Annotated in this window: 22 protein-coding genes; 10 read left to right on the top strand and 12 right to left on the bottom strand. The window is 69.4% G+C overall.

Translation table 11 applies throughout. The features are described from left to right. The first annotated feature begins 13 nt into the window (after nt 1-13). On the top strand, nt 14-766 hold the full coding sequence (locus MZC64_RS00575; RefSeq protein WP_247755118.1) for a DUF2470 domain-containing protein: 753 nt from the start codon (nt 14-16) through the stop codon (nt 764-766). A 99-nt stretch (nt 767-865) separates the two neighbouring features. Here MZC64_RS00575 and MZC64_RS00570 read toward each other — a convergent pair whose 3' ends face one another. Next, entirely contained in the window at nt 866-2,077 is a 1,212-nt protein-coding gene (locus MZC64_RS00570) for an acyl-CoA dehydrogenase family protein (RefSeq protein WP_247755117.1), read from the bottom strand. 13 nt (nt 2,078-2,090) lie between these two features. Then, entirely contained in the window at nt 2,091-2,639 is a 549-nt protein-coding gene (locus MZC64_RS00565) for an SCP2 sterol-binding domain-containing protein (protein WP_247755116.1), read from the bottom strand. 93 nt (nt 2,640-2,732) lie between these two features. Here MZC64_RS00565 and MZC64_RS00560 point away from each other — a divergent pair, with 93 nt between their 5' ends. Beyond that, nucleotides 2,733-3,437 carry a TetR/AcrR family transcriptional regulator gene (locus MZC64_RS00560; protein WP_247755115.1) on the top strand — a complete coding sequence of 235 codons (705 nt, stop codon included), beginning with the start codon at nt 2,733-2,735 and terminating at the stop codon, nt 3,435-3,437. On the opposite strand, the gene MZC64_RS00555 is transcribed toward MZC64_RS00560, so the two are convergent. The 4 genes from MZC64_RS00555 to MZC64_RS00540 all read right to left on the bottom strand — a co-directional run bounded on the left by MZC64_RS00555 (nt 3,434) and on the right by MZC64_RS00540 (nt 6,912). Further along, the gene (locus tag MZC64_RS00555) at nt 3,434-4,336 is read right to left on the bottom strand and encodes an ROK family protein (protein ID WP_247755114.1); all 903 of its coding nucleotides are present in this window, start codon (nt 4,334-4,336) and stop codon (nt 3,434-3,436) included. The genes MZC64_RS00560 and MZC64_RS00555 overlap by 4 nt on opposite strands. 126 nt (nt 4,337-4,462) lie before the next feature. After that, nucleotides 4,463-5,230: an amino acid ABC transporter ATP-binding protein gene (locus MZC64_RS00550; RefSeq protein WP_282104612.1), complete on the bottom strand. Its 768-nt coding sequence runs from the start codon at nt 5,228-5,230 to the stop codon at nt 4,463-4,465. Next, nucleotides 5,230-6,042: an amino acid ABC transporter permease gene (locus MZC64_RS00545; RefSeq protein ID WP_247755113.1), complete on the bottom strand. Its 813-nt coding sequence runs from the start codon at nt 6,040-6,042 to the stop codon at nt 5,230-5,232. The genes MZC64_RS00550 and MZC64_RS00545 overlap by 1 nt, the downstream gene beginning before the upstream one ends. Before the next feature lie 63 nt (nt 6,043-6,105). After that, nucleotides 6,106-6,912: an ABC transporter substrate-binding protein gene (locus tag MZC64_RS00540; RefSeq protein WP_247755112.1), complete on the bottom strand. Its 807-nt coding sequence runs from the start codon at nt 6,910-6,912 to the stop codon at nt 6,106-6,108. 305 nt (nt 6,913-7,217) lie between these two features. On the opposite strand from MZC64_RS00540, the gene MZC64_RS00535 reads away from it, so the two are divergent. From MZC64_RS00535 to MZC64_RS00515, 5 genes are read left to right on the top strand one after another with little or no spacing between them, the layout of a single operon-like run. Beyond that, the gene (locus MZC64_RS00535) at nt 7,218-8,381 is read left to right on the top strand and encodes a hypothetical protein (protein WP_247755111.1); all 1,164 of its coding nucleotides are present in this window, start codon (nt 7,218-7,220) and stop codon (nt 8,379-8,381) included. Then, a complete protein-coding gene (locus MZC64_RS00530) occupies nt 8,374-9,291 on the top strand; it encodes a hypothetical protein (protein ID WP_247755110.1) in 918 nt (305 codons plus the stop codon). Before MZC64_RS00535 ends, MZC64_RS00530 begins: the two co-directional genes overlap by 8 nt. After that, entirely contained in the window at nt 9,288-10,109 is an 822-nt protein-coding gene (locus MZC64_RS00525; protein ID WP_247755109.1) for a class I SAM-dependent methyltransferase, read from the top strand. Before MZC64_RS00530 ends, MZC64_RS00525 begins: the two co-directional genes overlap by 4 nt. Next, nucleotides 10,106-11,020 carry a hypothetical protein gene (locus MZC64_RS00520; protein WP_247755108.1) on the top strand — a complete coding sequence of 305 codons (915 nt, stop codon included), beginning with the start codon at nt 10,106-10,108 and terminating at the stop codon, nt 11,018-11,020. Before MZC64_RS00525 ends, MZC64_RS00520 begins: the two co-directional genes overlap by 4 nt. Nucleotides 11,021-11,050: 30 nt before the next feature. Then, nucleotides 11,051-12,001: a DMT family transporter gene (locus MZC64_RS00515; protein ID WP_247755107.1), complete on the top strand. Its 951-nt coding sequence runs from the start codon at nt 11,051-11,053 to the stop codon at nt 11,999-12,001. Between the two features lie 24 nt (nt 12,002-12,025). Here the strand turns inward: MZC64_RS00515 and MZC64_RS00510 are convergent, their stop codons facing one another. After that, nucleotides 12,026-13,450, bottom strand: coding sequence for a M20/M25/M40 family metallo-hydrolase (locus MZC64_RS00510; protein WP_247755106.1), 1,425 nt, complete (start codon nt 13,448-13,450; stop codon nt 12,026-12,028). 81 nt (nt 13,451-13,531) lie between these two features. Here MZC64_RS00510 and MZC64_RS00505 point away from each other — a divergent pair, with 81 nt between their 5' ends. Then, entirely contained in the window at nt 13,532-14,563 is a 1,032-nt protein-coding gene (locus tag MZC64_RS00505; protein WP_247755105.1) for a PhoD-like phosphatase N-terminal domain-containing protein, read from the top strand. Here the strand turns inward: MZC64_RS00505 and mctP are convergent. Next, on the bottom strand, nt 14,515-16,167 hold the full coding sequence (gene mctP / locus MZC64_RS00500; protein ID WP_247755104.1) for a monocarboxylate uptake permease MctP: 1,653 nt from the start codon (nt 16,165-16,167) through the stop codon (nt 14,515-14,517). The genes MZC64_RS00505 and mctP overlap by 49 nt on opposite strands. Further along, the gene (locus tag MZC64_RS00495; RefSeq protein WP_247755103.1) at nt 16,164-16,454 is read right to left on the bottom strand and encodes a DUF3311 domain-containing protein; all 291 of its coding nucleotides are present in this window, start codon (nt 16,452-16,454) and stop codon (nt 16,164-16,166) included. The genes mctP and MZC64_RS00495 overlap by 4 nt, the downstream gene beginning before the upstream one ends. A 211-nt stretch (nt 16,455-16,665) precedes the next feature. On the opposite strand from MZC64_RS00495, the gene MZC64_RS00490 reads away from it, so the two are divergent. Continuing rightward, nucleotides 16,666-17,541, top strand: a complete 876-nt coding sequence (locus tag MZC64_RS00490; RefSeq protein WP_247755102.1) for a septum formation family protein — start codon at nt 16,666-16,668, stop codon at nt 17,539-17,541. Nucleotides 17,542-17,832: 291 nt separating this feature from the next. Continuing rightward, nucleotides 17,833-19,401, top strand: coding sequence for an alpha/beta hydrolase (locus MZC64_RS00485; protein WP_247755101.1), 1,569 nt, complete (start codon nt 17,833-17,835; stop codon nt 19,399-19,401). Here the strand turns inward: MZC64_RS00485 and MZC64_RS00480 are convergent. The 3 genes from MZC64_RS00480 to MZC64_RS00470 form a co-directional block, all read right to left on the bottom strand. Continuing rightward, nucleotides 19,398-20,258, bottom strand: coding sequence for a helix-turn-helix transcriptional regulator (locus MZC64_RS00480; RefSeq protein WP_247755100.1), 861 nt, complete (start codon nt 20,256-20,258; stop codon nt 19,398-19,400). The two genes, MZC64_RS00485 and MZC64_RS00480, sit on opposite strands and share 4 nt — an antisense overlap. A gap of 101 nt (nt 20,259-20,359) precedes the next feature. Continuing rightward, complete coding sequence (locus MZC64_RS00475; protein ID WP_247755099.1) at nt 20,360-22,180, bottom strand: phosphoenolpyruvate carboxykinase (GTP); 1,821 nt, start codon at nt 22,178-22,180, stop codon at nt 20,360-20,362. A gap of 295 nt (nt 22,181-22,475) precedes the next feature. Beyond that, a complete protein-coding gene (locus MZC64_RS00470) occupies nt 22,476-23,207 on the bottom strand; it encodes a hypothetical protein (RefSeq protein ID WP_247755098.1) in 732 nt (243 codons plus the stop codon). Nucleotides 23,208-23,228 lie beyond the last annotated feature (21 nt).

Below are 23,228 nucleotides of genomic sequence, written 5' to 3'. Positions count from 1 at the left end.
TCGTCGCCCGCCGATGCCTGGAGCCGCAGAGCGGGCCAGGACGATGGGTGTCCGAGGCGGCAAGGCAGTGCTGATGCCCGCGGTGGAGGGGGAGACGCCGCGGGTGGAGCCCTTGCTGCACCACGTGCACGCGGACGGGTCGACCTCGCTGCTGCTCGATGAGGACCACGAGCTGGTCGGGCTGGCCTGGCAGGCCCCGCACGGGGAGCTGACCGCCATGGTCGAGCTGACCGATCCGGCGCCGGTGCGGCTGCGCGAGCCGGTGCGCGGACTGCTCTGGATCACCGGCTTCCTGCAGGCGCTGGACGAGCGCGGGGCCCGCGCCGAGGCGCTGTCGGTGGCCGTGACCAGGCCGGATCCCCGGCTGCTCGATGTCGGGCACGGGGCGACCATGCTGCGTCTTGTGCCTGCCTCGCTGGTGCTGGCCGACGCCGAGGGCACCTGCTCGCTGACCCCGCAGGAGTACACCAAGGCCGAGCCGGACCCGTTCTGTCTGATGGAGGACGACTGGCTGCGGCACCTGGAGCTGTCCCACCGGGATGTGGTGGACCTGCTCGCCCGGCACATCCCGGAGCAGTTGCGCGGCGGGCACGTGCGGCCGCTGGGGCTGGACCGGCTCGGGCTGCGGCTGCGGGTGGAGGCGGCCGACGGCGACCACGACGTGCGGCTGGCCTTCTCCAAGTCAGTGACCACCCAGCACGAGCTGTCCCTGGAACTGCGCCGCCTGGTCGGCTGCCCGTTCATGGCCTCCCTGCACAGCGACTGAGCGCACCGGGACCGAACGCAACACGAAGCCCGGCTCCTGCCGGGAAGCCGGGCTTCGTGGTTCGACCTGGGAGGGGGCCACGTCCTCCCGGGCCGGGGTCTAGCGGATGTGCATCCCCGAGATCTGCCGGGCGATCACCAGGCGCTGGATCTCGCTGGTGCCCTCGAAGATGGTGAAGATCTTGCTGTCCCGGTGCCAGCGCTCCACCGGGTGCTCGCGGGTGTAGCCGTTGCCGCCCAGGATCTGGATCGCCCGCTCGGTCGCCCAGACCGCGACCTCACCGGCCTTCAGCTTGGACATCGAGCCCTCGGCCGCCTCGAACTTGGCCTCGTTGCGCCCCATCCAGGCCGCCCGCCAGACCAGCAGCCGGGCCGCGTCGATCTCCATCTTCATATCGGCCAGGGTGAAGGCGATGGACTGGTTCTCGATGATCGGGCGGCCGAAGGTGATCCGCTGCTTGGCATAGTCCAGCGCGTACTCGTACGCCGCCCTGGCGATGCCGATGGCCATCGCGCCCACCGGCGGGCGGGTCAGCTCGAAGGTCTTCATCGCGGCCTGGGCGCCGCCCTTCTTGCCCTCCCGAGCCCTGGCCAGCTTCTCGTCCAGCTTGTCCTTGCCACCGAGCAGGCAACTGCCGGGCACCCGGACGTCGTCCAGGAACACATCGGCGGTGTGCGAGGCGCGCAGACCGTGCTTCTTGATCTTCTTGGTGGCGACTAGGCCCTTGGTGCTGGGCGGCACGATGAAGGCCGCCTGGCCGCGGGAGCCCAGTTCCTTGTCCACCACGGCCTGCACCACGTGCACATTGGCGATGCCGCCGTTGGTGGCCCAGGCCTTCTGGCCGTTGAGCACCCATTCGTCCTTGGCTTCGTCGTAGACCGCGCGGGTGCGCATGGCCGAGACGTCCGAGCCCGCCTCCGGTTCCGAGGAGCAGAACGCGGCCACCTTGGGGTCGTCCACCTCGCCGAAGCACTGCGGGACCCACTCCACGAACTGCTCCGGCGTGCCGGCGGCGAAGATCCCGGCGACCGCCAGGTTGGTGCCGAAGATCGCCAGGCCGATGCCGGCGTCACCCCAGAACAGCTCCTCCAGCACGATCGGCAGGGAGAGTCCGGTGGGGTCGGCGTAGAAGGTGGCCAGCGACTCGAAGTTGTACAGCCCGATCTTGGCCGCCTCCTGGATCAGCGGCCAGGGCGTCTCCTCCCGCTCATCCCATTCGGCGGCGGCTGGCCGAACCGAGTCCGCGGCGAACCCGTGCACCCAGTCACGGAGGTCCCGCTGCTCCTCGTTCAGTTCCAGTGAGAAGGTCACCGGTGCTACTCCCTCACGCCTTGGGGATGCTGAACAGGTTGGACAGGCCGGCCGCGAACCCCAGGTCGCCCTTCACCTTGATCTTGCCGGTCATGAACATCACCGGGGCGGAGCCGTTGCCGGAGGCGAGTTTGAGGAACTCGGCCGGGGACAGCGTCACGGTCACCCTGGGCTCGGCCTTGTTCTCCTTGTTCACCGAACAGGCGCCCTCGGCGATGACCGTCTCGTAGCGCTCGTAGTCCTCGCCGGTCTGGATCCGCCAGTGCACGACGGCCTTGGCCGTGCCCGCCTTCTCCGCCTTGAAGTGCGCCTCCATCCGGCGAAACACCTCGTCCAGCACCCGAACCCGCAGCTCGGGGCGGGCCATCACGGCCTCGATCTGGTCCTTGGACGCCCGGGAGATGAGCCGGGCGAAGGTCTGCGGGTCCATCGAGCTGAGGTCGACGACCTCCCCGCTGCTGGCCACCTCGGAGGCGGCGGAGAGGAGCGAGACGAACTCCTCCTTGCTGATCTTCTTCGGATCGACCTCGGCAAGGGCGGCGATCGGATCGCTGTTCGTCATCAAAACCTCCCGCTTACCTACTGAGGAGTAACTCTACTTTCGAGTAGGTTCCCTGACAAGAGTACCCTTCCTGTCACGTCAACGGGGGTGCCAATGACCGAGAACCGGGCTGAGTCCAACGGCGACCGACCCGCGCGCGCGAAACGACTGCCACGGGCGGTCCGGGAACGTCAGATCCTGGACGCCGCGGTGGCGGTGTTCTCCCAGCGCGGGTATCACGCCGCGTCCATGGACGAGATCTCCGAGGTGGCCGGGATCTCCAAGCCGATGATCTACGCCTACCTGGGCGCCAAGGAGGAGCTGTTCGCCGCCTGCATCCAGCGGGAGGCGACCAGGCTGGTGGAGGCGATCGCCGGGGTGGTGGACGAGAGCCTGCCGCCACGCGAGCAACTCTGGCGCGGTATCCAGGGCTTTTTCGCCTTCGTCGCGGACAACCGGGACTCCTGGCGGGTGCTGCACCGGCAGGCAGGCACCCAGGGGGAGCCGTTCGCGGCCGAGCTGACCGCGGGCCGCAAGCGGGCGATCTCGGTGATCGGGCTGCTGCTGGAGCACGCGGCGCGGGCGCAGGGCTTCGGCGCCTTCGCCGAGGGCCAGACCGAACCCCTGGCCGCCGGACTGGTCGGCGCGGGCGAATCGCTGGCCGACTGGTGGCTGGACCATCCCGAGGAGACGCCCAAGGCGATGTCCGGGCGGCTGATGAACCTGGTGTGGATGGGTTTCGGCAACCTGGTGCAGGGCAACGGCTGGCGGCCCTCGCAGGCCGAGGAGACGCAGCGCAGCAACGGGGTCAGCGCCTAGCCGCTGATCAGCCTGGCCGCGCCGACCAGGCCCGCGTCCCCGCCCAGGGTGGCCGGGACCACCCGCAGGCCGGCCAGGAAGGACAGGCCGGCGTGGGTGTCCAGGCAGCGGCGGATCGGGTCGAACAACAGCGGCCCGACCGCGGCCACCCCGCCGCCGATGACCACCAGGTCCAGATCGCAGACCGCGGCCGCGGCGGCGATGGCCAGGCCGACCGCGTGCCCGCCGCGCTCGAAGGCGGCCAGCGCCAGCTGATCGCCGGCACGCGCGTCCGCGGCCAGCGCGACCGTGTCCGGGCCGGTCCAGCCCTGCTCGCGGGCCCAGCGGGACAGGTGCGGGCCACCGGCCACCGTCTCCACGCAACCGCGTCCGCCGCAGGTGCAGGGGTAGCCGTCCGGCTCGACCACCACGTGCCCGATGTGGCCCGCGTTGCCGGTGCGCCCGCCGAACGGCTTGCCGCCCAGCACCAGGCCGCCACCGACGCCGGTGGAGACCACCATGCCCAGCATGAAGTCGGCGCCCTGACCGGCGCCGGCCCAGTGCTCGCCGAGCGCGGTGCAGGCGCCGTCCACGGCCAGTTCCACCGGCAGGCCGGGCAGCAGCGCGCTGATCCGGTCCCGCAGCGGGAAGTCCTGCCAGCCACTGATGTTGATCGGACTGACCGTGCCCCTGGTGGTGTCCACCGGGCCCGCGCAGCCAACGCCGATTCCGCGCACCGCGGCGCCGTCCGGCCCGGCAAGCGCTTCCTCGATCACCTCGGTAACCGCGGTCCAGGCCGCCTCGCGATCGTGTGCCGGGGTGGGGCGACGGGCCGTGCGCAGGAGGGTGCCGGAGCCGTCAACGAGACCAGCGGCGATCTTGGTGCCGCCTACGTCAACGGCCAGCGCAAGATCGGTCATCGGTATCTCCATCCACAGGCCCGCATGATCACTTGTCCACAGATTCCACAGGTTCATCCACACACGGCGAAGCGGCCGTCATACTGTCCACTGTAGACAGTATGACGGCCGCGCCGGTGTGCTGGGTCAGGCTTCGGAACGGCCCTGGTGGGTCGGATCCAGCACCCTGGCCAGGAAGGTCTGGGTGCGCTCCTGCCGGGGATTGCCGATCACCTGCTCGGCCGGGCCTTCCTCGACCACGTTGCCGTCGTCCATGAACAGCACCCGGTCGGCCACCTCGCGGGCGAACTGCATCTCGTGCGTGACCACCAGCATGGTCATGCCCTCATCGGCGAGCTGACGCATCACGCCGAGCACATCGCCGACCAGTTCCGGGTCCAGCGCGGAGGTCGGCTCGTCGAAGAGCATCAGCTCCGGGTTCATCGACAGCGCGCGGGCGATGGCCACCCGCTGCTGCTGACCGCCGGAGAGCTGGGCGGGCATCGCGTTCACCTTCTCCGAGAGCCCGACCCGCTCCAGGTTCTCCCGCGCGATCCGCTCGGCCTCGGCCTTGCCGCGCTTGAGCACCTTGCGCTGGGCCACTGTGAGGTTGTCCAGCACGCTCAGGTGCGAGAACAGGTTGAACGACTGGAAGACCATGCCGATCTTGATCCGGGCGCCGTCCAGATCGCAGTCGTCGTCGGTCAGCTCGACCCCGTTGACCACCACCTGGCCGGAGGTGGGCTGCTCCAGCAGGTTCACGCAGCGCAGCAGGGTGGACTTACCGGAGCCGGACGGGCCGATCACGCACACGACCTCGCCGCGGGCCACCGAGAGGTCGATGCCCTTGAGCACCTCCAGCGGCCCGAAGCTCTTGTGCAGCCGCGTGACCACGACCATTGGTTCGCCGGTCATCACTGACCTCCCTTCGCGGTGGTGTTGGCCTTGCGCTCCAGCCGCTGCTGCAGGATCGACAGCGGGATGGTGATGATCAGGTAGCACAGGCCAGCGACCACGAACGGTGTCATGAGCTTGTACTGGCTCAGCGCCTGACGGCCGAACTGGGCGAGTTCCTGCTGCTCCAGCGTGGAACCGATGAAGAACACCAGCGAGGAGTCCTTGACCAGCATGATCAGCTCGTTGGTCAGCGGCGGCAGGATGATCCGGAACGCCTGCGGGATGACCACGGTGATCAGCGTGCGGGCCGGGGACATGCCCAGCGAGCGGGCCGCCTCCACCTGGCCCTTGGGCACCGCCTTGATACCGGCGCGAATGGTCTCGGCCATGTAGGCCGAGGCCACGATGCCCAGCGCCAGCGTGATGGTCACCATGCGGTCGATCAGGGTGCCGGGGAAGGCCGTCGGGATGCCGTAGCCGACCGCGAGGAAGACCAGCAGCGCGGGCAGGCCGCGGAAGAACTCGATGTAGAGGGTGGCGATCCAGCGGTAGGGGCCGACCGAGGACAGCCGCATCAGCGCGAGCACAACACCGAAGACGATGCCGAAGGCAAAGCCCAGCGCGGTGTAGACGATGGTGTTCTTCAGCGCGATGACGATGATGTTCGGGAACAGCTGGGCCGCGACCTCGAAGTCGAAGAACGAGGTGACGATCTTCTCCCAGTTGGCGAAGAAGGCCACCACCGCGAGCACGACGACGAGCAGTGCGTACTGGATGCCCCGGAACAACCGGGCGCGCTGTCTCCGGCTGAGGCCGGTCTTTCCTGACATTCACAAGCTCCTGGCAAACAGACAGGGCCGGTGCGGATCACGCACCGGCCCCGGACGGTCGGGTCAGCCCTGCTTGGGCTTCTCCTTGAACCACTTCTCATAGAGGTTCGCGTAGGTGCCGTCGCTCTTGGCCTTGGCCAGCACCTCGTTGACCTTCTTCAACAGCGCGTCATTGCCCTTGCGGACGCCGATGCCGTAGTTCTCGTTGGTGTTGAACGCCGTCGTCATCTCGACGTCGGGGGTCTTGCGCGCGTAGTCCTTGAGCACGAAGTCGTCGTTGATGCCCGCGGCGACCGAGCCGTTCTTCACCGACTCCAGCAGCAGGCCGAGGTCCTCGAAGGTCACCAGCTGCACACCGGCGGGCGCGGCGTTCTTCTCCGCGTAGACCTTGCCGGTGGTGTCGGCCTGCACGCCCAGCTTCTTGCCCTTGAGCGAGTCCAGGTTCGTGACGCCGGAGCCCTTCTTGACCAGCAGCGCCTGGGTGGCCAGGAAGTACGGCTCGGAGAAGTCGAAGTTCTGCTTGCGGGTGTCTGTGATGGTCATCCCGGCCGCGGCCACATCACACTTGTTGATGTTGAGGTCCTGGCCGGAGGCGATCGTGTCGAACGGGCCGTCCACGATCTCCTGCTTGACGCCGAGGTCCTTGGCGACCAGGTTCACCAGGTCCACGTCGAACCCGACGACGTCGTTGCCCTCCTTGAACTGGAAGGGCTCGTACGGCAGGTGGGTGCAGGTCTTGATCTTTCCAGCCTCGACAAGCGGCACACCATTGGCCGTGCTGCCGCCACCGCCGCCGCACGCGGACGCGGCGAGCAGCAGGGCTGCCGCCGGCAGCAGGGCGAGCACCTGGTGTCTGGGTCGACGGGCCACGGTGTCACTCCTCGTAGTCAGTTTCCGGGCAAGTTCTGCGCATCCTGCCATCCTGATGGCCGGTAGCACAGCAGGTTGAGGGTTACGGGTCCATGACTATGCAGGCTGCGCTGCCTGGGCTAACGACGTTACGGCTTACTGGTTGAGCACTCCACCAAGCGGGTTGTTCTATTCCCCGAATAGTCAATTCGCCAGATCGCAGAGGCTGCCCAATCGTGCATTGACCCAGGCAACTCGGCGCTGCTAGACAAATAATCCGCCGATATCTCGACGCAGCCTCACTATCGAAAGGGCCGCAGCCTGCCATGGACGAGAAATCGATCTCTGCTGCCGTCAGCCAGTACGGCACCCCGTGTTACCTCTACGACGAGTCCTTGATCAGGCGAAATGCCGAACGCTTCACCGGCCTGGCCTATCCGGACAAGGCAGTCCATTTTGCCTCGATGGCCAACAACAACCCGGAGCTGCTCAAGCTGCTGCACGGGCTCGGAATGGGGATCTTCGTCAACTCGGCGCGGCACCTCAAGCTCGCGATGGACTGCGGGTTCGCTCCCTCGGAGATCATCTACACCTCGACCGGCGTGCGCCGCTCCGACCTGGAGCTGATCTCCGGGCTGGGCGTCGCGGTGAACCTGGACTCGCTCGGCCAGCTGGAGCTGTACGGCTCGATCGCGCCGGGCACCAGCTGCGGCATCCGGCTCAACATCGACGAGAACTCCCTGGGCAACGTCTTCATCGGCGCGGAGAGCCGCATCGGGCTGCTGGAGAACGAACTGGAGGTGGCCGCCAAGATCGCGGACAAGTACCGGCTCACCATCACCGGCACGCACGTCTACCTCGGCACCAACATTGTTTCCCTGGAAACGATGATGCAGGGCGTGGCTCGTACCCTCGAACTGTCCGATTTCTTCCCTGACCTGACCTACGTCGACCTCGGCGGCGGTTTCCCGGTGACCGAGGACGGAATCGAGGAGTTCGACTACGCGAAATACGACGAAGCGATCAGCAAGATGTTCACGAGCTATTCACAGAAGCGATGTCGCCCTATCAAACTGATCCTGGAGCCCGGTCGCGCGCTTTTTGGCGACACCGCGGTGTTCTGCACCAGCGTGCTGGATGTGAAGAACCGGCCGGACCGGTCCCTGGTCTGCGTCGACTCCAGCGCCACGCTGATCCCCCGTTCGCTGTTCTACGGCGAGTTCCACGAGGTGAGTGTGCTGGGCCGATCGGGCGAGCCGCCCGCGGACCGCCCCGCCGACGTGGTCGGGTCCACCACCTACTCCCGCGACTTCCTGGCCAAGGGCGCGCCGCTGCCGCCGCTGGCCACCGAGGACGTGCTGGTCTTCGCCAACGCGGGCAGCTACTGCTATTCGATGATCACCCAGTTCCTCGGCCAGGACGAGCCGAGTGAGGTGCTGGTGCACCCGGACGGCTCGCACACCCTGATCCGGACCGCCGAGCGTGGCTGAGCGCTGGACCGTCGAGGAGATCGCCCCTGGTGAGCGGCACTGCCACCGGGTGACCGAGGAGGTCGTGGTCCTCGACAGCGAGTTCCAGCGGATCGAGGTGCTGGAGACCCAGTCCTACGGGCGCGGGCTGTTCCTGGACGGGCGGATCCAGCACGTGGCCGCGGACGAGTACATCTACAGCGAGTCGATGACGCACCCGGCCATGCAGCTGCTGGACGGGCGGGCGGCCAGGGTGCTGTGCATCGGCGCCGGTCCGGGCGGGATCGTGCGCGAGCTGCTGAACTACCCCGGTGTCGGCGAGGTCGTGCAGGTGGAGATCGACACCACCGTGGTCGACATCGCCCGCGAGCACCTGCCCGCGGTGGGCACGAGTTTTCGCACCGACCCGCGGTACCGGCTGGTGGTGGCCGACGCGCTGGACTACCTGGCCGGCGGCGGCGAGCCGTTCGACCTGATCGTCAACGACCTCAGCGAACCCCTGCCCGGCAGTCCGGCGAGCAGGCTGTTCGCCACCGAGGCGATCCGGCTGGTGCGGTCCCGGCTGAGCGGGCGCGGGCTGTACGTGTCCTGGTGCGGGTCGGTCGGCCCGGTCTCGGCGGAGTTCGCGGCCCGGATCTTCCAGGTGATCCAGCAGGTCTTCGGGCAGGCGCACGGCTATCTCAGCTACCCGCAGTCCTACGGCACGGTGTGGCTGACCGGCATCGGCGCGGTCGGCTCGGTGGATCCGCTGGCGCTGAGCCCGGCCGAGCTGGACGAGCGGCTGGCCCGCACCTGCCCGGCGCCGACCCGGCTCTACGACGGGCAGACCCACCACCACATGTTCCTGCTGCCGAAGAACGTCCGGACCGCGCTGAGCGCCCCGGTCGCGGATTCGGCCGCCCCCATCGAGCTGCTTGTGGAGAGGCTGTGACGAGAGCAGCGCCGGAGGACTTCGCCCTGGTCGCGGAGCTGTACGACCAGGACATGTCCGGCAACAACCTGGTGCACGACCTGGTGTATCCCCGGGTGTACGGGCCGGGTGAGTACATCGGGCAGTTCAGCGACAACAGCGCGTCCGAGCTGCGCGCGCTGGCCGCCACGATGGACCTGCCACCGGATTCCGCGGTGCTGGACATCGGCTGCGGCACCGCGCCGGTGGCCGCCTTCCTGGCCGGTGAGTTCGGCTGGCGGATCACCGGGATCGACGTGGCGGCCAGCCCGTTGCGCAAGGCAGCGCAGCGGCTGACCGAGGCTGGGCTGGCGGACCGGGTCTCGCTGGCACACGGGGATGTGTACCGGCACGAGTTCGCGGCGCCCTTCGACGGGATCTACGGCACGGGCGCGTTCTGCCACTTCGATCCGGCCCGGTTATTCGCCCGCTGCCACGAGTTGCTGCGTCCCGGTGGGCGGCTGGCGTTCATGGAGCGGGTGCGCACCGGGGAGCTGACCGAGCAGGAGTGGCGGCAGCTCACCGTGGAATGGGCCTGTCCCACGGTGAACACGGTGCCGGAGTACCGGGCGGCCCTGGCCGGGGCCGGGTTCGAGGTGGACGTGGCGCGGGATCTCACGCCCACCTTCCGGGACTGGCAGGACCGGTCGGTGCTGGTCCGGCACGAGCTGAAGTCGGAGATCATCGCGCTGACCTCGGCGGAGTACTTCGAGACCAGCGTGCGGCTGGCCGACTACGAGAACGCGGTGACCAAGGCAGGCAAGCTCGGCTATGCCCTCGTCACCGCGACTGCCCGATGAAACCGTTGTGGGACAAGCAGATCGAGGAGTACATCGGTCCTGCTGAATGTCACGTGCACGCGGTGCGCTCGGTCCTTGAGACCGGGCGCACCGCCCGGCAGGCCTTCGAGATCGTCGAGCTGGGCGGCTACGGCCGGGCGATGGTGATCGAGGGCCGGGTGCAGTCCACCGAGGCGGATGAGGCGGCCTACCACGAGGCGCTGCTGCTGCCCGGCTACTGCCTGCTGCCGCACACTCGCCGGGTGCTCTGCCTGGGTGGGGCCAATGGTGGGGTGCTGCACCGGCTGTGCGCGATGCCGGAGCTGACCTCGGTGGTACAGCTGGACATCGACCCGGAGCTGCACCGGCACTCGCTCACGCACCTGCCGCACATGCACCGCGGCGCGCAGCTGGATCCGCGCTGTCACCTGGAGTTCGGCGATCCGCGCGGCCTGCTCGGCGGGCAGCCGGGCGGCTTCGACCTGGTGCTGGCCGATCTGCCGGACGCGGTCGAGGGATCGCCGACGCCTGCCCTGTTCACCCGCGAGTTCTACCGCCAGGTCAAGGCGAAACTCGGCCCGGACGGGGTGTTCGTCACCCAGGCCGGACCGGCGAACTTCCTGGATCCGGAGTTCTTCGCCAGTGTGGCCCGCACCCTGGGCTCGGTGTTCCGGCACGTGCTGCCCTACACCCTGGCCGTGCCCGCCTACGGCATTCCCTGGGGCTTCGTGCTGGCCAGTGACGGCCTGGACCCGGCGGCGCTGACCGAGGAACTGATCGAGCGTCGGCTGGCCGAGTTGAAGGCGGAACCGGAGTGCTACGACGCGGCCACCCACCGGCACATGACCGCGTTGCCGCTGCGGTTGCGCCGGGCACTGGCGGCGGCCGGACGGGTGATCAGTGATGCGGACACCCTGGCCGTCCGTGTTTGATCGGCGGCGCACCGGAAACAGGGGGAGAACATGAGTCAACAGACCGCCGTGCGCGGCGCCGGCCTGGCCGGGATCGGTCTGGGCATCGGCGCGAACCTCATCTGGGGCCTGGCCTTCCTGGTGCCGGTGCTGCTGCCGGAGTTCTCCCCGGTGGCGGTCACCCTGGGCCGCTACGTCTGTTACGGCCTGCTGTCCGTGGCGCTGATCGTCTTCACCGGCACCCGGCTGCGCGGGCATTCCTGGCCGGTGTGGCGCTCCTGCCTGCTCTTCGCCGTGACCGGCAACGTCGGCTACTACTTCCTGCTGGTCCAGGGCATCGCGCTGGTCGGGGCGCCGGTGGTGGCGGTGATCATCGGCACCCTGCCGGTGACCGTGGCCGTCTACGGCAACCTGCGCCGCCGCGAGTTCCCCTTCCGCAGGCTGGCACTGCCGGTCGGGGTGATCCTGGCCGGGCTGGTCGCGGTGAACCTCAGCGAAATCGACTGGTCCGGCCTGGGCGGCCGCTCGCTGGGCGCACAGCTGCTCGGGGTGGGCTGTGCGGTGCTGGCCCTGGCCATGTGGACCTGGTTCGGCGTGGCCAACGCGCACTTCCTGCGCACCAACCCGCAGGTCGGCTCGGCGGACTGGTCCACGCTGATCGGCATCGCCACGCTCGGGCTCTCCGTGCTGGCCGCGCCGCTGCTGCTGGTCACCGGGGACGCGATCGGGCGCGGCATCGGCGCGGACTCGCTGTGGTACCTGCTGCTGGGCAGCCTGGTGCTCGGCGTGCTGGTGAGCTGGGGCGGCACCCTGCTGTGGAACCAGGCATCGAGCAGGCTGCCGGTGTCGGTGGCCGGCCAGCTGATCGTGTTCGAGACCATCTCCGGCCTGGTCTATGTGTTCCTGGCCAGTGGCAAGACCCCGCCGCTGCTGGGCGTGGCCGGGATGGCCGTGGTGCTGGTGGGGGTGCTGATCGGGATCCGGCAGGCCCGGGCCGCCTGAGTTTCCAGGCGGCCCGGGACTCGTTCACTGGCCGGAGCGGGCGTGCGCGTCCAGCACGTAGGAGATCGCCTCGGTGATCCGCCGGGCGTAGTCCAGGTGCAGGGACTCATCCGGCACGTGCGCGTTGCTGTCCGCGCCCAGCGCGCCGGTGACCACGAACTGCGCTGCCGGGTACGCCTCGTGCAGCAGGCCCATGAACGGGATGGACCCGCCCTCGCCGGTGGCCTTCCAGCCGGCGCCGAACACCTGCTCGCCCGCGGTGTCCAGCGCCTCCCGCAGCCACGGCCGCAGGCTCGGCGCGTTCCAGCCGTTGGCCGCCTCGACCTTGCCGAGTTCGACCTGGGCGCCGTAGGGCACCTCGGTGGTCAGCGCCCGGCGCACCGCGGCCAGCGCGGCGTCGGAGTCGGCGGTCGGGGGCAGGCGGAAGCCCAGCATGAGCGTGGTGTGCGGGCGCAGCACGTTGCCCGCGTCATCCGGCACCGGCAGGCCGTCCGCGCCGATGATCGACAGCGTCGGCCGCCAGGTGCGGTTCAGCGCCAGTTCCAGCTCGTCGGTCGACACCGGCCGCATACCCGGCATCAGCGGGAACAGGGTCAGCAGGAAGCCGGGGAAGACCGCGAGGGCCTCCTTGGCCTCCAGCACCCGCTCGTCCGGGATCGCCACGTGCAGCTCGGGCAGCCGGACCTGACCGGTCGCCGAGTCCTCCAGACGGTCCAGCAGCTGCCGGATGACCCGGAAGGAGCTGGGCACCACGCCGCTGGCCGAGCCGGAGTGCTGGCCGGACTCCAGCACCCGCACGGTGAGCTGGGTCTGCACCAGCCCGCGCAGCGAGGTGGTCAGCCACATCCGCTCGTAGTCGGCGGCGCCGGAGTCCAGGCAGACCACCAGCGTGACCGCGCCCAGGCGGGCGCTCAGGTGCTCCAGGTAGGCGGGCAGGTCCGGGCTGCCGGACTCCTCGCCGGTCTCCAGCAGCACCACGCAGCGGCCGTGCCTGCCACCGGCGGCGAGCAGGCCCTCGATCGCGGTGACCGCGGCGTAGCCGGCGTAGCCGTCATCGGCCGAGCCCCGGCCGTAGAGGCGGCCGTCGCGCAGCACCGGCGTCCACGGGCCCAGGCCCTCGGACCAGCCGCCCACCGGGGGCTGCTTGTCCAGGTGGCCGTAGAGCAGCGCGGTGCCCGCCTCCTCGGCGCCGGGCTGGGCTGGCAGGTCGAGCAGCAGCACCGGGGTCCGGCCCTCCAGGCGCACGACGTCCACGGTGGCGCCGGGCAGTTCGCGGGCCACCAGCCAGCGGCGCACGTGCTCGACCGCGGCCTCCAGGTGGCCGTTGCGCGCCCAGTCGGGGTCGAAGGCCGGCGAGATGGCCGGCACGGAGACCAGTTCGGACAGGCTCGTGAGGACGTCGTTGTCCCAGCGAGAGCGGACGGTGTCAGTCAGTACGGCTCGATCCACGCCTCGATTCAAACACTAGATTCACTCCAATGGCACCTTGCCGCCACGCACCGGACTCACGCGACTGATTACCTGCTCAAGGTGCGACAGGACCCGTTCACCCTCGGTGTGGCCTCCGGTGACCCCGAACCGGACTCGGTGGTGCTCTGGACCCGGCTGACCGGCGTGCCCGAGCTGCCGCTGTCCGTGCCGTGGCAGCTCAGCGCCGATCCGGCGGGCGCCCGGGTGCTGCGCGAGGGGGTGGCCGACGCGCTGCCCGAGTGGGGGCACAGCGTGCACGTGGAGGTCGAGGACCTCGAACCGAGCACCGAGTACTACTTCCGGTTCCGCCACGGCAGGCACCTCTCGCTGACCGGCCGCACCAGGACCACTCCGCACCCGGTCGCGCTGGAACCCCTGCGGCTGGCCGTGACCAGCGGCGACGCCCTGCCCTCGGCAGCCGACCTGGTGCTCTGCCTCGGCGAGCACCGGCCCTCGGGCTCCGCACGGGAGCAGCGGGAGCGGGCGATGGCCCGGCTCACCCCGGCCGCGCAGCTGGCCAGGGCCAGTGCGCCGCAGGTCTCCACCTGGGGGCCGGGTGAGCTGTCCGGGGAGTGGGTGGCGGCCTGCCGCGCCTACTACGAGCACCAGCCGCTGCGCGCGGCCTCCCGGCCCGACGGCGGGCGGATGCCGATCTACCGCAGCCTGCGCTGGGGCCGGTTGCTGGCGTTGCGGCTGGTGGACACCCAGCAGTACCGGCAGACCGGTTCGCTGCTGGGCACCGGTCAGGAGCGCTGGCTGGCCGGGGAACTGGGCAGGCGGCGGCCGCTGTGGGACGTGGTGGCCGGACACGGTTCGGTGGCCGAGCTGACCGGGGAACGACTGGGCGCGCTGTGGCGACGGGCCAGGGTGGAATCGCCGCTGGTGCTGCGCGGCGGACCCGGTCCGGCCGGGACCCGGCAGCTGGCCGGGGCGCCGGAGCTGGCCGCCGGCGTGGCCGGGTCGCTGTTGTGCGAGATCGACGAGCGTCTCTGGCGGGCGAGGTTCCCCGGACCGGGCGGACCGGGGAACCTCGCGTTCCCGCGTCAGTGCGAGGCGACCGCCTTGAGCGAGGGGTCGCCCTCGTCGGCGTGATAGTCCTCGCCCTTGGTCTCGTCGGTGCCGTTGAACGCCTTGAGCTGCCGGGCGATCAGCGTGCCGATGACCGCGACCACCAGGTTCACCACCAGGGCGATGAACCCGACGTAGATCTGGGTCTTGGAACCGGCGAAGGGCTCCCAGCCGAGCAGGGACAGCTTGTCCAGGGTCAGCGCGGAACCACCGAAGTGCGCGCGGCCCGCGGCCGGGTTCGGGATCAGGTACAGCAGGTAGAGGCCGTAGCCCATGCCGGCGATCCAGCCCGCGACCAGGCCCCAGCGGTGGAACCAGCGGGTGTAGAGCGCGATCGCCACCGCGGGCAGCGTCTGCAGGATGATCACCCCGCCGATCAGCTGCAGGTCGATCGAGTACGCCGGGTCGACGAAGACGATGAAGGCGACCGCGCCGAACTTGACCACCAGCGAGGCCAGCTTGGCCTGCTGCGCCTCCTGCTTGGGTGAGGCGTCCTTCTTCAGGAACTCCTTGTAGATGTTGCGGGTCCACAGGTTGGCCGCGGCGATGGACATGATCGCGGCCGGGACCAGCGCGCCGATGCCGATCGCGGCGAAGGCGACACCGGCGAACCAGCTCGGGAACTGGGTGTCGAAGAGCACCGGCACGATGGTGTTGGTGTCCGGCCGGCCGGTGGCGTTGTTCATGATCGGCTTGGTGCCCGCGGTGAGCGCCACGTAGCCGAGCAGCGCCAGCAGCCCCAGCAGCAGCGAGTACGCCGGCAGCGCGACCATGTTCTTCTTGATCACGTTGCGGCCCTTGGAGGCCAGGATGCCGGTCAGCGAGTGCGGATAGAGGAACAGCGCCAGCGCCGAGCCCAGCGCCAGCGTGGCGTACTGGAGCTGGTTGTTGGCGTTGAGCAGGATCGAGCCCTTGGGCGCGCCGTTGGCGCCCGGCTGGGACAGGATCTCGGCCGAGCGGTCGAAGATGGTGGTCCAGCCGCCCAGCTTGGCAGGCAGGTAGATGACCGCCACCAGGATCACGATGTAGATCAGCGTGTCCTTGACGAAGGCGATCAGCGCGGGCGCCCGCAGACCGGACTGGTAGGTGTAGACCGCCAGGATCAGGAAGCCGACGAACAGCGGCAGGTGGCCGAGGAAGCCACTGCCGTTGAGGCCCATGGTGCGCAGCACCGCTTCCAGCCCGACCAGCTGCAGCGCGATGTAGGGCATGGTCGCCACGATGCCGGTGACGGCGATCAGCAGCGCCAGGATGCGCGAGCCGTAGCGGCCGCGGACGAAGTCGGCCGGGGTCACGTAGCCGTGCACCCTGGAGACCGACCACATGCGCAGCAGCGGCAGGAACACCAGCGGGTAGAGGATCACCGTGTAGGGCAGCGCGAAGAAGCCCATGGCGCCTGCACCGAAGATCAGCGCGGGCACGGCGACGAAGGTGTAGGCGGTGTAGAGGTCGCCGCCGACCAGGAACCAGGTGATCCACGAGCCGAACTTGCGCCCGCCGAGGCCCCACTCGTCCAGATGGTCGAGGGTGTCACCGGCCTTCCACTTGGACGCCACGAAACCGAGCACCGTCACCAGCAGGAACAGCACGGCGAAGACGATCAGCTCGGTCCACTGGATGTTGTTCACGCCTTGTCCCCCTCATCCAGCTTGTCCACGTCGAGGCGGTCCGGCGCGGTGGTGACCACCGGCTCGTCCCTGGTCTTGAGGTAGACCAGTCCGACGCAGATGACGCCGAGCGGCACGAAGGCGAACTGCGACCAGTAGAAGAACGGGAGGCCGAGCACCCGGGGCTCATCGAAGTTGATCAGTGGGGTGACCAGCATCAGCAGTGGCACCACGAGTAGCAGGTTCCACCAGTTCCAGCGCAGCCCACTCGGGCGCGCGGGTACGGGTGGTGACGAACCAGACGGCATCGAACTCCTCCGTTGTCCTCCCCCGCGGGCCTGCCACCGCTACGGTGACCTTGGCGGGCGCGGATGTGTCGCGGATGTTAGGCATGTGTGGTGATGGTCGTCATCGGGCAGCAGGAAAACCCTGTGTTCGAAGTGCCCTAATTGTGACCATCCGTGCACCAGGGGTGCGCAACGGTAGTCGGACGATCACGGTCAGCGAGGGGAGCCACGCATGCGGAAAGCGGCGATCTTGCTCGCGCTGTCCGCGTTGCTGACCGCGAGTTGCACCGCGGGCACGGCCACCGTGCCCGGCGAACCGACCACGGCGAGCACCGGCCAGAGCGCCCCGGCCCGGCCCAGCGGGGTGCTGACCGCGCCGCCGGAGGAGAAGCTGCCCGGGGTCGGCGAGTGCTTCGACTCCAAGGTGCTGGGCAAGGTCGCCTGCACCCGCTCGCACGACGCCGAGGTCACCTGGCTGGAAACGCTGCCGCAGCACCTGCCCAAGGCCTACCCGGACGACGCCACGCTGCTGGCCAACTCGATCCCGCGGTGCACCGAGAAGCTCGCCGAGTACATGAGCAGCGAGGCCGCCCCGGCCAGCAGGCTGCGGGTGGCCGCGATCTGGCCGGACAAGGCGCTGTGGGCCAAGGGCCAGCACTACGTGATCTGCACCGTGGTCGAGGTCGGCCCGGACGGCGCCCCGGTCAGCCGCACCGGCTCGCTCAAAGGCGCGCTGCAGAAGGACTTCTGGGCCTACCAGCTGTGCACGGCCGGCTCACCGTCGAAGGCGGAGACGCTGGTGGGCGTGCCCTGCAACCAGCCGCACGTGGGTGAGGCGCTGCCCGCGGTGAAGAACCTGGGCAAGAGCACCGACAAGATGCCCTCGGCCGAGCAGCTGCACGCGAGCATGGACAAGCACTGCAAACAGGTCGTCATCGACTACCTGCTGGCCCTGGACGGCCGGCCGGATGTGGCCACCAGCTGGCGGGTGCCCTCCGAACGCGACTGGTCGGAGGGCTACACCGTCGGCACCTGTTTCGCCGAGACGAACAAGCCGGTCTCCAGGACCGTCCGCGGCATCGGCGGCCAGGCCGAACTACCGGCCTGACCTACTCGGCAGACGCTCGTGGGTACGCGCGTCCAACTCCGCCCCCGGCCGTTCTTCCCGCTGTGCCAGCAGGACCATCACCACGGCGGCCACAGCGAGCACGAGCATCGCCAGTCCGGCCACGGCACACCTCCCTGGTTGTCGCTGGTTTTCCCCTTACGTACTCCCCTGAAGACGCCCTGAGTGTGGTCCAGGTTCACTGCGCGCTCCATTGTTTTTCCTTAGCGTGACCGTTGAGCGCCGCGGTTGTGACTTCCTCGTTCGCGGCGCCTTTCCTGAGGGGGAAATCGCATGTCCGCAAGACGCAGTGGCACCGTGCTGGCCGTGGCCGCACTGCTGCTGGCCGCCCCGGCGGCCGCCTTCGCCACCGAGTCCACGCCAAGCCGCTATCTCACCCAGCGGCTGGACTGGAAACCCTGCTTCGACCAGGCCAACCCGCCGCCCGGCCTGCCACCGGGCGGGACCGCGCTGGAATGCGCGCGCTACACCGCGCCGATGAACTGGCGCCGTCCCAGGGACGGCAAGGACATCAGCGTGGCAATCACCCGGCTGCGCGCCACCGGCGCCCGGCAGGGCGTGCTGTTCACCAACCCCGGCGGCCCCGGCCAGGCCGGACGGGCCTTCCCACTGGACTTCCTGGCCACCGGGCAGCGCGCGGTGCTGGCCAGTCACGACGTGTACGGCATCGACGTGCGCGGCACCGGCGGCAGCAGCCAGGTCTCCTGTGATCCCGTCCCGCCGCCGCTGCTGCCGGACTGGCGCGATCGCAGCCCGGCCAACCTGAACACGTTGCTACAGGTCAATGTGGACATCGCCCGCGCCTGCCAGAACAGCGAGCTGGGCAAGTTCGTCAACACCGAGCAGACCGCGCACGACCTGGACCTGCTGCGCCACCTGCTGGGCGAACGCAAGATCAACTACTACGGGCTGTCCGGCGGCGCCTGGCTCGGCCCGTTCTACGCCACCTACTTCCCGCACCGGGTGGGCCGGTTCGTGCTGGACTCGGTCGCCGATCTCACCTCGACCTGGCAGGACCTGATCAACGATCAGGCCCGCGGCATGGAACGCCGGTTCCGCACCGACTTCCTGCCCTGGCTGGCCCGCCACCACGACCGCTACGGCTGGGGCGCCACCGCGGCCGAGGCCGGCGCGAACTACGAGACCGTACGGGCCCGGCTGGCCGCGAAACCCGTTGAGCTGAACGGGAACAAGCACAACGGCGCGAGCCTGGACGTGCTAATCATCGGCGCGCTCGGACAGAAGGAGACCTTCCCCGCCCTCGCCGAGAGCCTGGCCCTGCTCAAGCGCCTCAGCGAGGGCGCCCCGGCGGCGGAGTCCGCGGACGCCCAGCGCCTCGCCGATGACCTGCTCAAGCCGGACCCGGCCGCCCAGACCGGCACCGCGCTGTCCATCATCTGCAACGACACGCCCTACCGCGGTGGCCGGGCCGGGACCATCGCCGACTCCGAGCGGTTGGGCCGCCAGTACCCGCTGATGGGCTGGCACAAGATCGTGCAGCAGTGCATGTCCTGGCAGCGCCCGGAACTGCGCCTGCCCACGATCACCGGCCGCGGCCTGCCGCCGATGCTGCTGGTGAACTCGGTGCGCGACCCGCAGACCACCCTTGAGGGCGCCCAGCAGGCCCAGCGGGTGCTGCCCAAGGGCTCACCGCTGCTGGTGGTCACCGATGAGGGCGACCACTGGATGTACCTGCGCGGCAACGCCTGCGTGGACGCCAGGGTCAGCACCTACCTGACCACCGGGTCGCTGCCCGCCAACGGCAGCACCTGCGCGGGCACCCCGCTGCCCGACCCGGCAGCCACGGCCACACCCCGGCAACCGTTCCCGGCCATCGGCTAGCTCGCGCAGGCCAGTTCGCCGGCGTAGCCGCCGAGCAGGTGCGCGGACTCCGCGGGAGGCAGGGACAGGTGTTCCAGCACCTGCCATGCCTCCCGCGCCCGCTCCACCTCGGGCGCGTGCTGCAGGAAGGTGTGCGTGCCCGCCAGTGGCACCCGCACCAGCGGCGGCGCGTCGGCGAACTCCAGGATGGTCATCGAGCCGCGCAGACCGGGGTGCGCGCCCCGGCTGACCGGGAGCACCCGCAGCGTGACGTTGGGCCGCTCGGCCAGCAGGCACAGCGCCTGCAGCTGACGGGCCAGCACGCCCGGCCCGCCGATCGGCCGGTGCAGCGCGCTCTCCTCCACCACGCAGTGCAGGCTCGGCGGCACCGGCCGGGCCAGCACCATCTGCCTGGTCATGGTGGCCGCGACCTGGCGGCCGAGATCGGGCTCGTGCAGCCGGTGGTCCATGCCGCCGAGCGCGGAGCGGGCGTACTCGGCGGTCTGCAACAGGGCGGGCACCATGGCCAGCTCGAAATCACGCACCACCGCGGCCTCGTCCTCCAGGCCGATCAGCTGCCGCAGGTCGGCGGGCAGCCGCGAACCGGGGGACTGCCACCAGCCCGGCGAGGCGGGCGGGCGCACCAGCGCGAGCAGCTCCGCACGTTCCTCGGCAGGCACCTGGTACAGCGTGAGCAGGGCGGTGACATCGTCTGCCTGCAGTCCGCGCCGCCCGGTCTCCATCCGCTGCACCTTGGTCACCGAGACGCCAAGGGCGATCGCGACCTGGTGCAGGGTAAGGCGATTGCTCTTGCGCAGGGCACGCAGCGCGGCACACACCCGGCGGGTGCGAGTGGCGGGACCAGGACGTTCGGACATGCACCTCACTGTGTCCCTTGCCACAGGGTCACACAAACCTGACTCGGGGCCCGGCAGACGACGCTGGCCACCGGGCCCCGAGTACAAGTGCGTGACTCTGATCAGCCAAGACGCTGTTTGAGCGCCTCCAGCTCGTCACGCAGCGAGCTGGGCAGCTTGTCACCGATCTGAGTGAACCACTCCTCGATCAGCGGCAGTTCGGCCCGCCACTCGGCCACATCGACCTCCAGCGCGGCCTCGATGTCGGCCAGCGGCGCGTCCAGCCCGGACAGGTCCAGATCGGCCGCGGTCGGCACGTGGCCGATCGGGGTCTCCACCGCGGCGGCCTTGCCCTCGATGCGCTCGATGGCCCACTTCAGGATGCGGCCGTTCTCGCCGAATCCGGGCCACAGGAAGCGCTTGTCGTCACCCCGGCGGAACCAGTTGACGTAGAAGATCTTCGGCAGCTTGACCGAGTCGGCGTTCTTGCCGACGGAGATCCAGTGCGCGAAGTAGTCACCGGCGTGGTAGCCGATGAAGGGCAGCATGGCCATCGGGTCGCGGCGGACCTCGCCGACCTTGCCCGCGGCGGCCGCGGTCTTCTCGCTGGAGAGGGTGGCGCCCATGAACACGCCGTGCTGCCAGTCCCGCGCCTCGTTGACCAGCGGGATGGTGCCTGCCCGGCGGCCACCGAAGAAGATCGCCGAGATCGGCACGCCGTTGGGGTCGTCCCACTCCGGGGCGAGCACCGGGCACTGCGACATCGGCGTGCAGTACCGGGAGTTCGCGTGCGAGCTGAGCACCCCGGCCTCGCCGTCGGCAGGCGTCCAGTCCTGCTTCTTCCAGGAGGTGGCGTGCGCGGGCTCGTTCTCCATGCCCTCCCACCAGATGTCGCCGTCATCGGTGAGGGCGACGTTGGTGAACACCGAGTTGCCGCGCTCGATGGTGCGCATGGCGTTCGGGTTGGTCTTCCAGTTGGTGCCCGGCGCGACGCCGAAGAACCCGGCCTCCGGGTTCACCGCGTACAGCCTGCCGTCCTCGCCGAAGCGCATCCAGGCGATGTCATCGCCCAGGGTCTCGACCTTCCAGCCCGGGATGGTCGGCTCCAGCATGGCCAGGTTGGTCTTGCCACAGGCCGAGGGGAAGGCCGCGGCGATGTAGTGCACCTTCTGCTCGGGCGAGGTGAGCTTGAGGATGAGCATGTGCTCGGCCAGCCAGCCCTCCTCGCGCGCGATGGTGGAGGCGATGCGCAGCGAGTAGCACTTCTTGCCCAGCAACGCGTTGCCGCCGTAGCCGGAGCCGAAGCTCTGGATCTCGCGGGTCTCCGGGAAGTGGGTGATGTACTTGGTGTCGTTGCAGGGCCACGGAACGTCGGCCTGGCCGGGCTCCAGCGGCGCGCCGACCGAGTGCAGGCAGGGCACGTAGTCGGCGTCGTCGCCGAAGACCGCCAGTGCCTTGCTGCCCATGCGGGTCATGACACCCATGGACACCACGACGTATTCGGAGTCGGTGATTTCCACGCCCAGCATGGGCTTTTCCGCGGTGAGCGGGCCCATGCAGAACGGAATGACGTACATGGTGCGGCCGCGCATGCAACCGCGGTACAGCTCGGTCATGATGGACTTCATCTCGACCGGATTCATCCAGTTGTTGGTCGGGCCGGCGTCGGCCTCGTCAACAGAACAGATGTAGGTCCGCTCTTCAACCCTGGCCACGTCATTGGGGTCAGAGGCGCACCAGAACGAGTTCGGTTTGTTCTGGAGTCGCACAAAGGTGCCTGCGTCGACCAGTTTCTGGTTCAGGCGCTCAGCTTCCTCGGGCGACCCGTCGACCCAGACGACCTCGTCCGGCGCGGTCAGTTCCGCGACCTCACGCACCCAGGAAAGCAGGCGCGCGTGCGTCGTGGGTGCCTGATCGAGACCGGGGATGGTCAGTGCGGTCATGGCGTCTCCTGCCTGAGCGAAGAAAGCGTCGCTACGCCCGGGGGCGCCGGGCGTGGCGTGAAAAGGGATTGGTTTGAGGCTAGCGGTACCCACCAGGCGCTGCCGACACCCGGAGTGTCGCCTCGCTCACAGGACCGATAAGGGGATCGATTCAGCCACTTGTGGCGCGGAGATGAACGGGTGACATTTCCAGCGCGCGCCCGGCCAGCAAGCGCTCTCCGGTGGCGTGTCCCACAAAGAGATCAACCCCACCCGGATTCCGGATGGGGCTGATCTGGCACGTACGGGCGATGAACTAGGTCCAGCGGGGCTGCTGCGCGCCGCCGATCCCGGTGCCGTTGCCGGTGGAGTCGACCCACTCGCCGGTGACCGGGTCCACGTGGAAGTTGCCCTGGGCGCCGGAGGAACCGGTGGCGGTCTCGATCTCCCAGTCGGCGTCGGAGAGCCGGGCGGGCTCGCTGCCCATGGCCTGGCCGAGGTTCTCGTCATGCACCACGACCCACTCGCCGTTGCCGCGGTGCTCGCTCACGATCACCTGGCCGCTGCCGGTGATCTCGGTGGCCACGTCCGCGTCGCCGTCGCCGTCGATGTCGGCGAAGACCACGGTGTCGCCGTCGGCGTCGGTGACCACCAGGGTGTCGCCCTTGCCGTCGCCGTCAGTGTCGGTCAGCTCGCCCTGCAGGTGCTGCTCGCCGTCGGCGGTGTGCACGATCAGCCCGGACCCGGTGCCCACCGCGGTCTGCGGGCCTGCGCTGGAGCGCTGCCCCTCGGTGACCCACTCGCCGCTGGCCGAGTCGAAGCGCGAGGTGCTGACCACCGCGCCCTTCTCGTCCAGGGTGCGCATGACGTCGGCGGTCCCGTCACCGTTGGTGTCGGTGAAGCTGAGGTAGCCGTCGTCGGTCTCGACCACCGCGGTGTCGTCGATGCCGTCGTGGTTGCTGTCGCTGACGGCCTCGACGGTGTGCTCGGCACCGTCGATGGTCACCTTGATGTCACCGTCGCCGGCGCCGGTCTCCTCGATGTACACCTGATCCCCCTCGTACTACCC

This window comes from Crossiella sp. S99.2, assembly GCF_023094165.1.
GTDB lineage: Bacteria > Actinomycetota > Actinomycetes > Mycobacteriales > Pseudonocardiaceae > Crossiella.
This window is presented reverse-complemented; position numbering and strand designations above follow the sequence as displayed.

Excerpts from the sequence above, each read along its gene's own strand:
- MZC64_RS00555 (WP_247755114.1), bottom strand. The coding sequence starts at position 4,336 with ATGACCGATCTTGCGCTGGCCGTTGACGTAGGCGGCACCAAGATCGCC.
- MZC64_RS00565 (WP_247755116.1), bottom strand. The coding sequence starts at position 2,639 with ATGACGAACAGCGATCCGATCGCCGCCCTTGCCGAGGTCGATCCGAAG.
- MZC64_RS00490 (WP_247755102.1), top strand. The coding sequence starts at position 16,666 with ATGCGGAAAGCGGCGATCTTGCTCGCGCTGTCCGCGTTGCTGACCGCG.
- MZC64_RS00560 (WP_247755115.1), top strand. The coding sequence starts at position 2,733 with ATGACCGAGAACCGGGCTGAGTCCAACGGCGACCGACCCGCGCGCGCG.
- MZC64_RS00550 (WP_282104612.1), bottom strand. The coding sequence starts at position 5,230 with ATGACCGGCGAACCAATGGTCGTGGTCACGCGGCTGCACAAGAGCTTC.
- MZC64_RS00515 (WP_247755107.1), top strand. The coding sequence starts at position 11,051 with ATGAGTCAACAGACCGCCGTGCGCGGCGCCGGCCTGGCCGGGATCGGT.
- MZC64_RS00480 (WP_247755100.1), bottom strand. The coding sequence starts at position 20,258 with ATGTCCGAACGTCCTGGTCCCGCCACTCGCACCCGCCGGGTGTGTGCC.
- MZC64_RS00475 (WP_247755099.1), bottom strand. The coding sequence starts at position 22,180 with ATGACCGCACTGACCATCCCCGGTCTCGATCAGGCACCCACGACGCAC.
- MZC64_RS00575 (WP_247755118.1), top strand. The coding sequence starts at position 14 with ATGCCTGGAGCCGCAGAGCGGGCCAGGACGATGGGTGTCCGAGGCGGC.
- MZC64_RS00520 (WP_247755108.1), top strand. The coding sequence starts at position 10,106 with ATGAAACCGTTGTGGGACAAGCAGATCGAGGAGTACATCGGTCCTGCT.
- MZC64_RS00495 (WP_247755103.1), bottom strand. The coding sequence starts at position 16,454 with ATGCCGTCTGGTTCGTCACCACCCGTACCCGCGCGCCCGAGTGGGCTG.
- MZC64_RS00535 (WP_247755111.1), top strand. The coding sequence starts at position 7,218 with ATGGACGAGAAATCGATCTCTGCTGCCGTCAGCCAGTACGGCACCCCG.
- MZC64_RS00545 (WP_247755113.1), bottom strand. The coding sequence starts at position 6,042 with ATGTCAGGAAAGACCGGCCTCAGCCGGAGACAGCGCGCCCGGTTGTTC.
- MZC64_RS00485 (WP_247755101.1), top strand. The coding sequence starts at position 17,833 with ATGTCCGCAAGACGCAGTGGCACCGTGCTGGCCGTGGCCGCACTGCTG.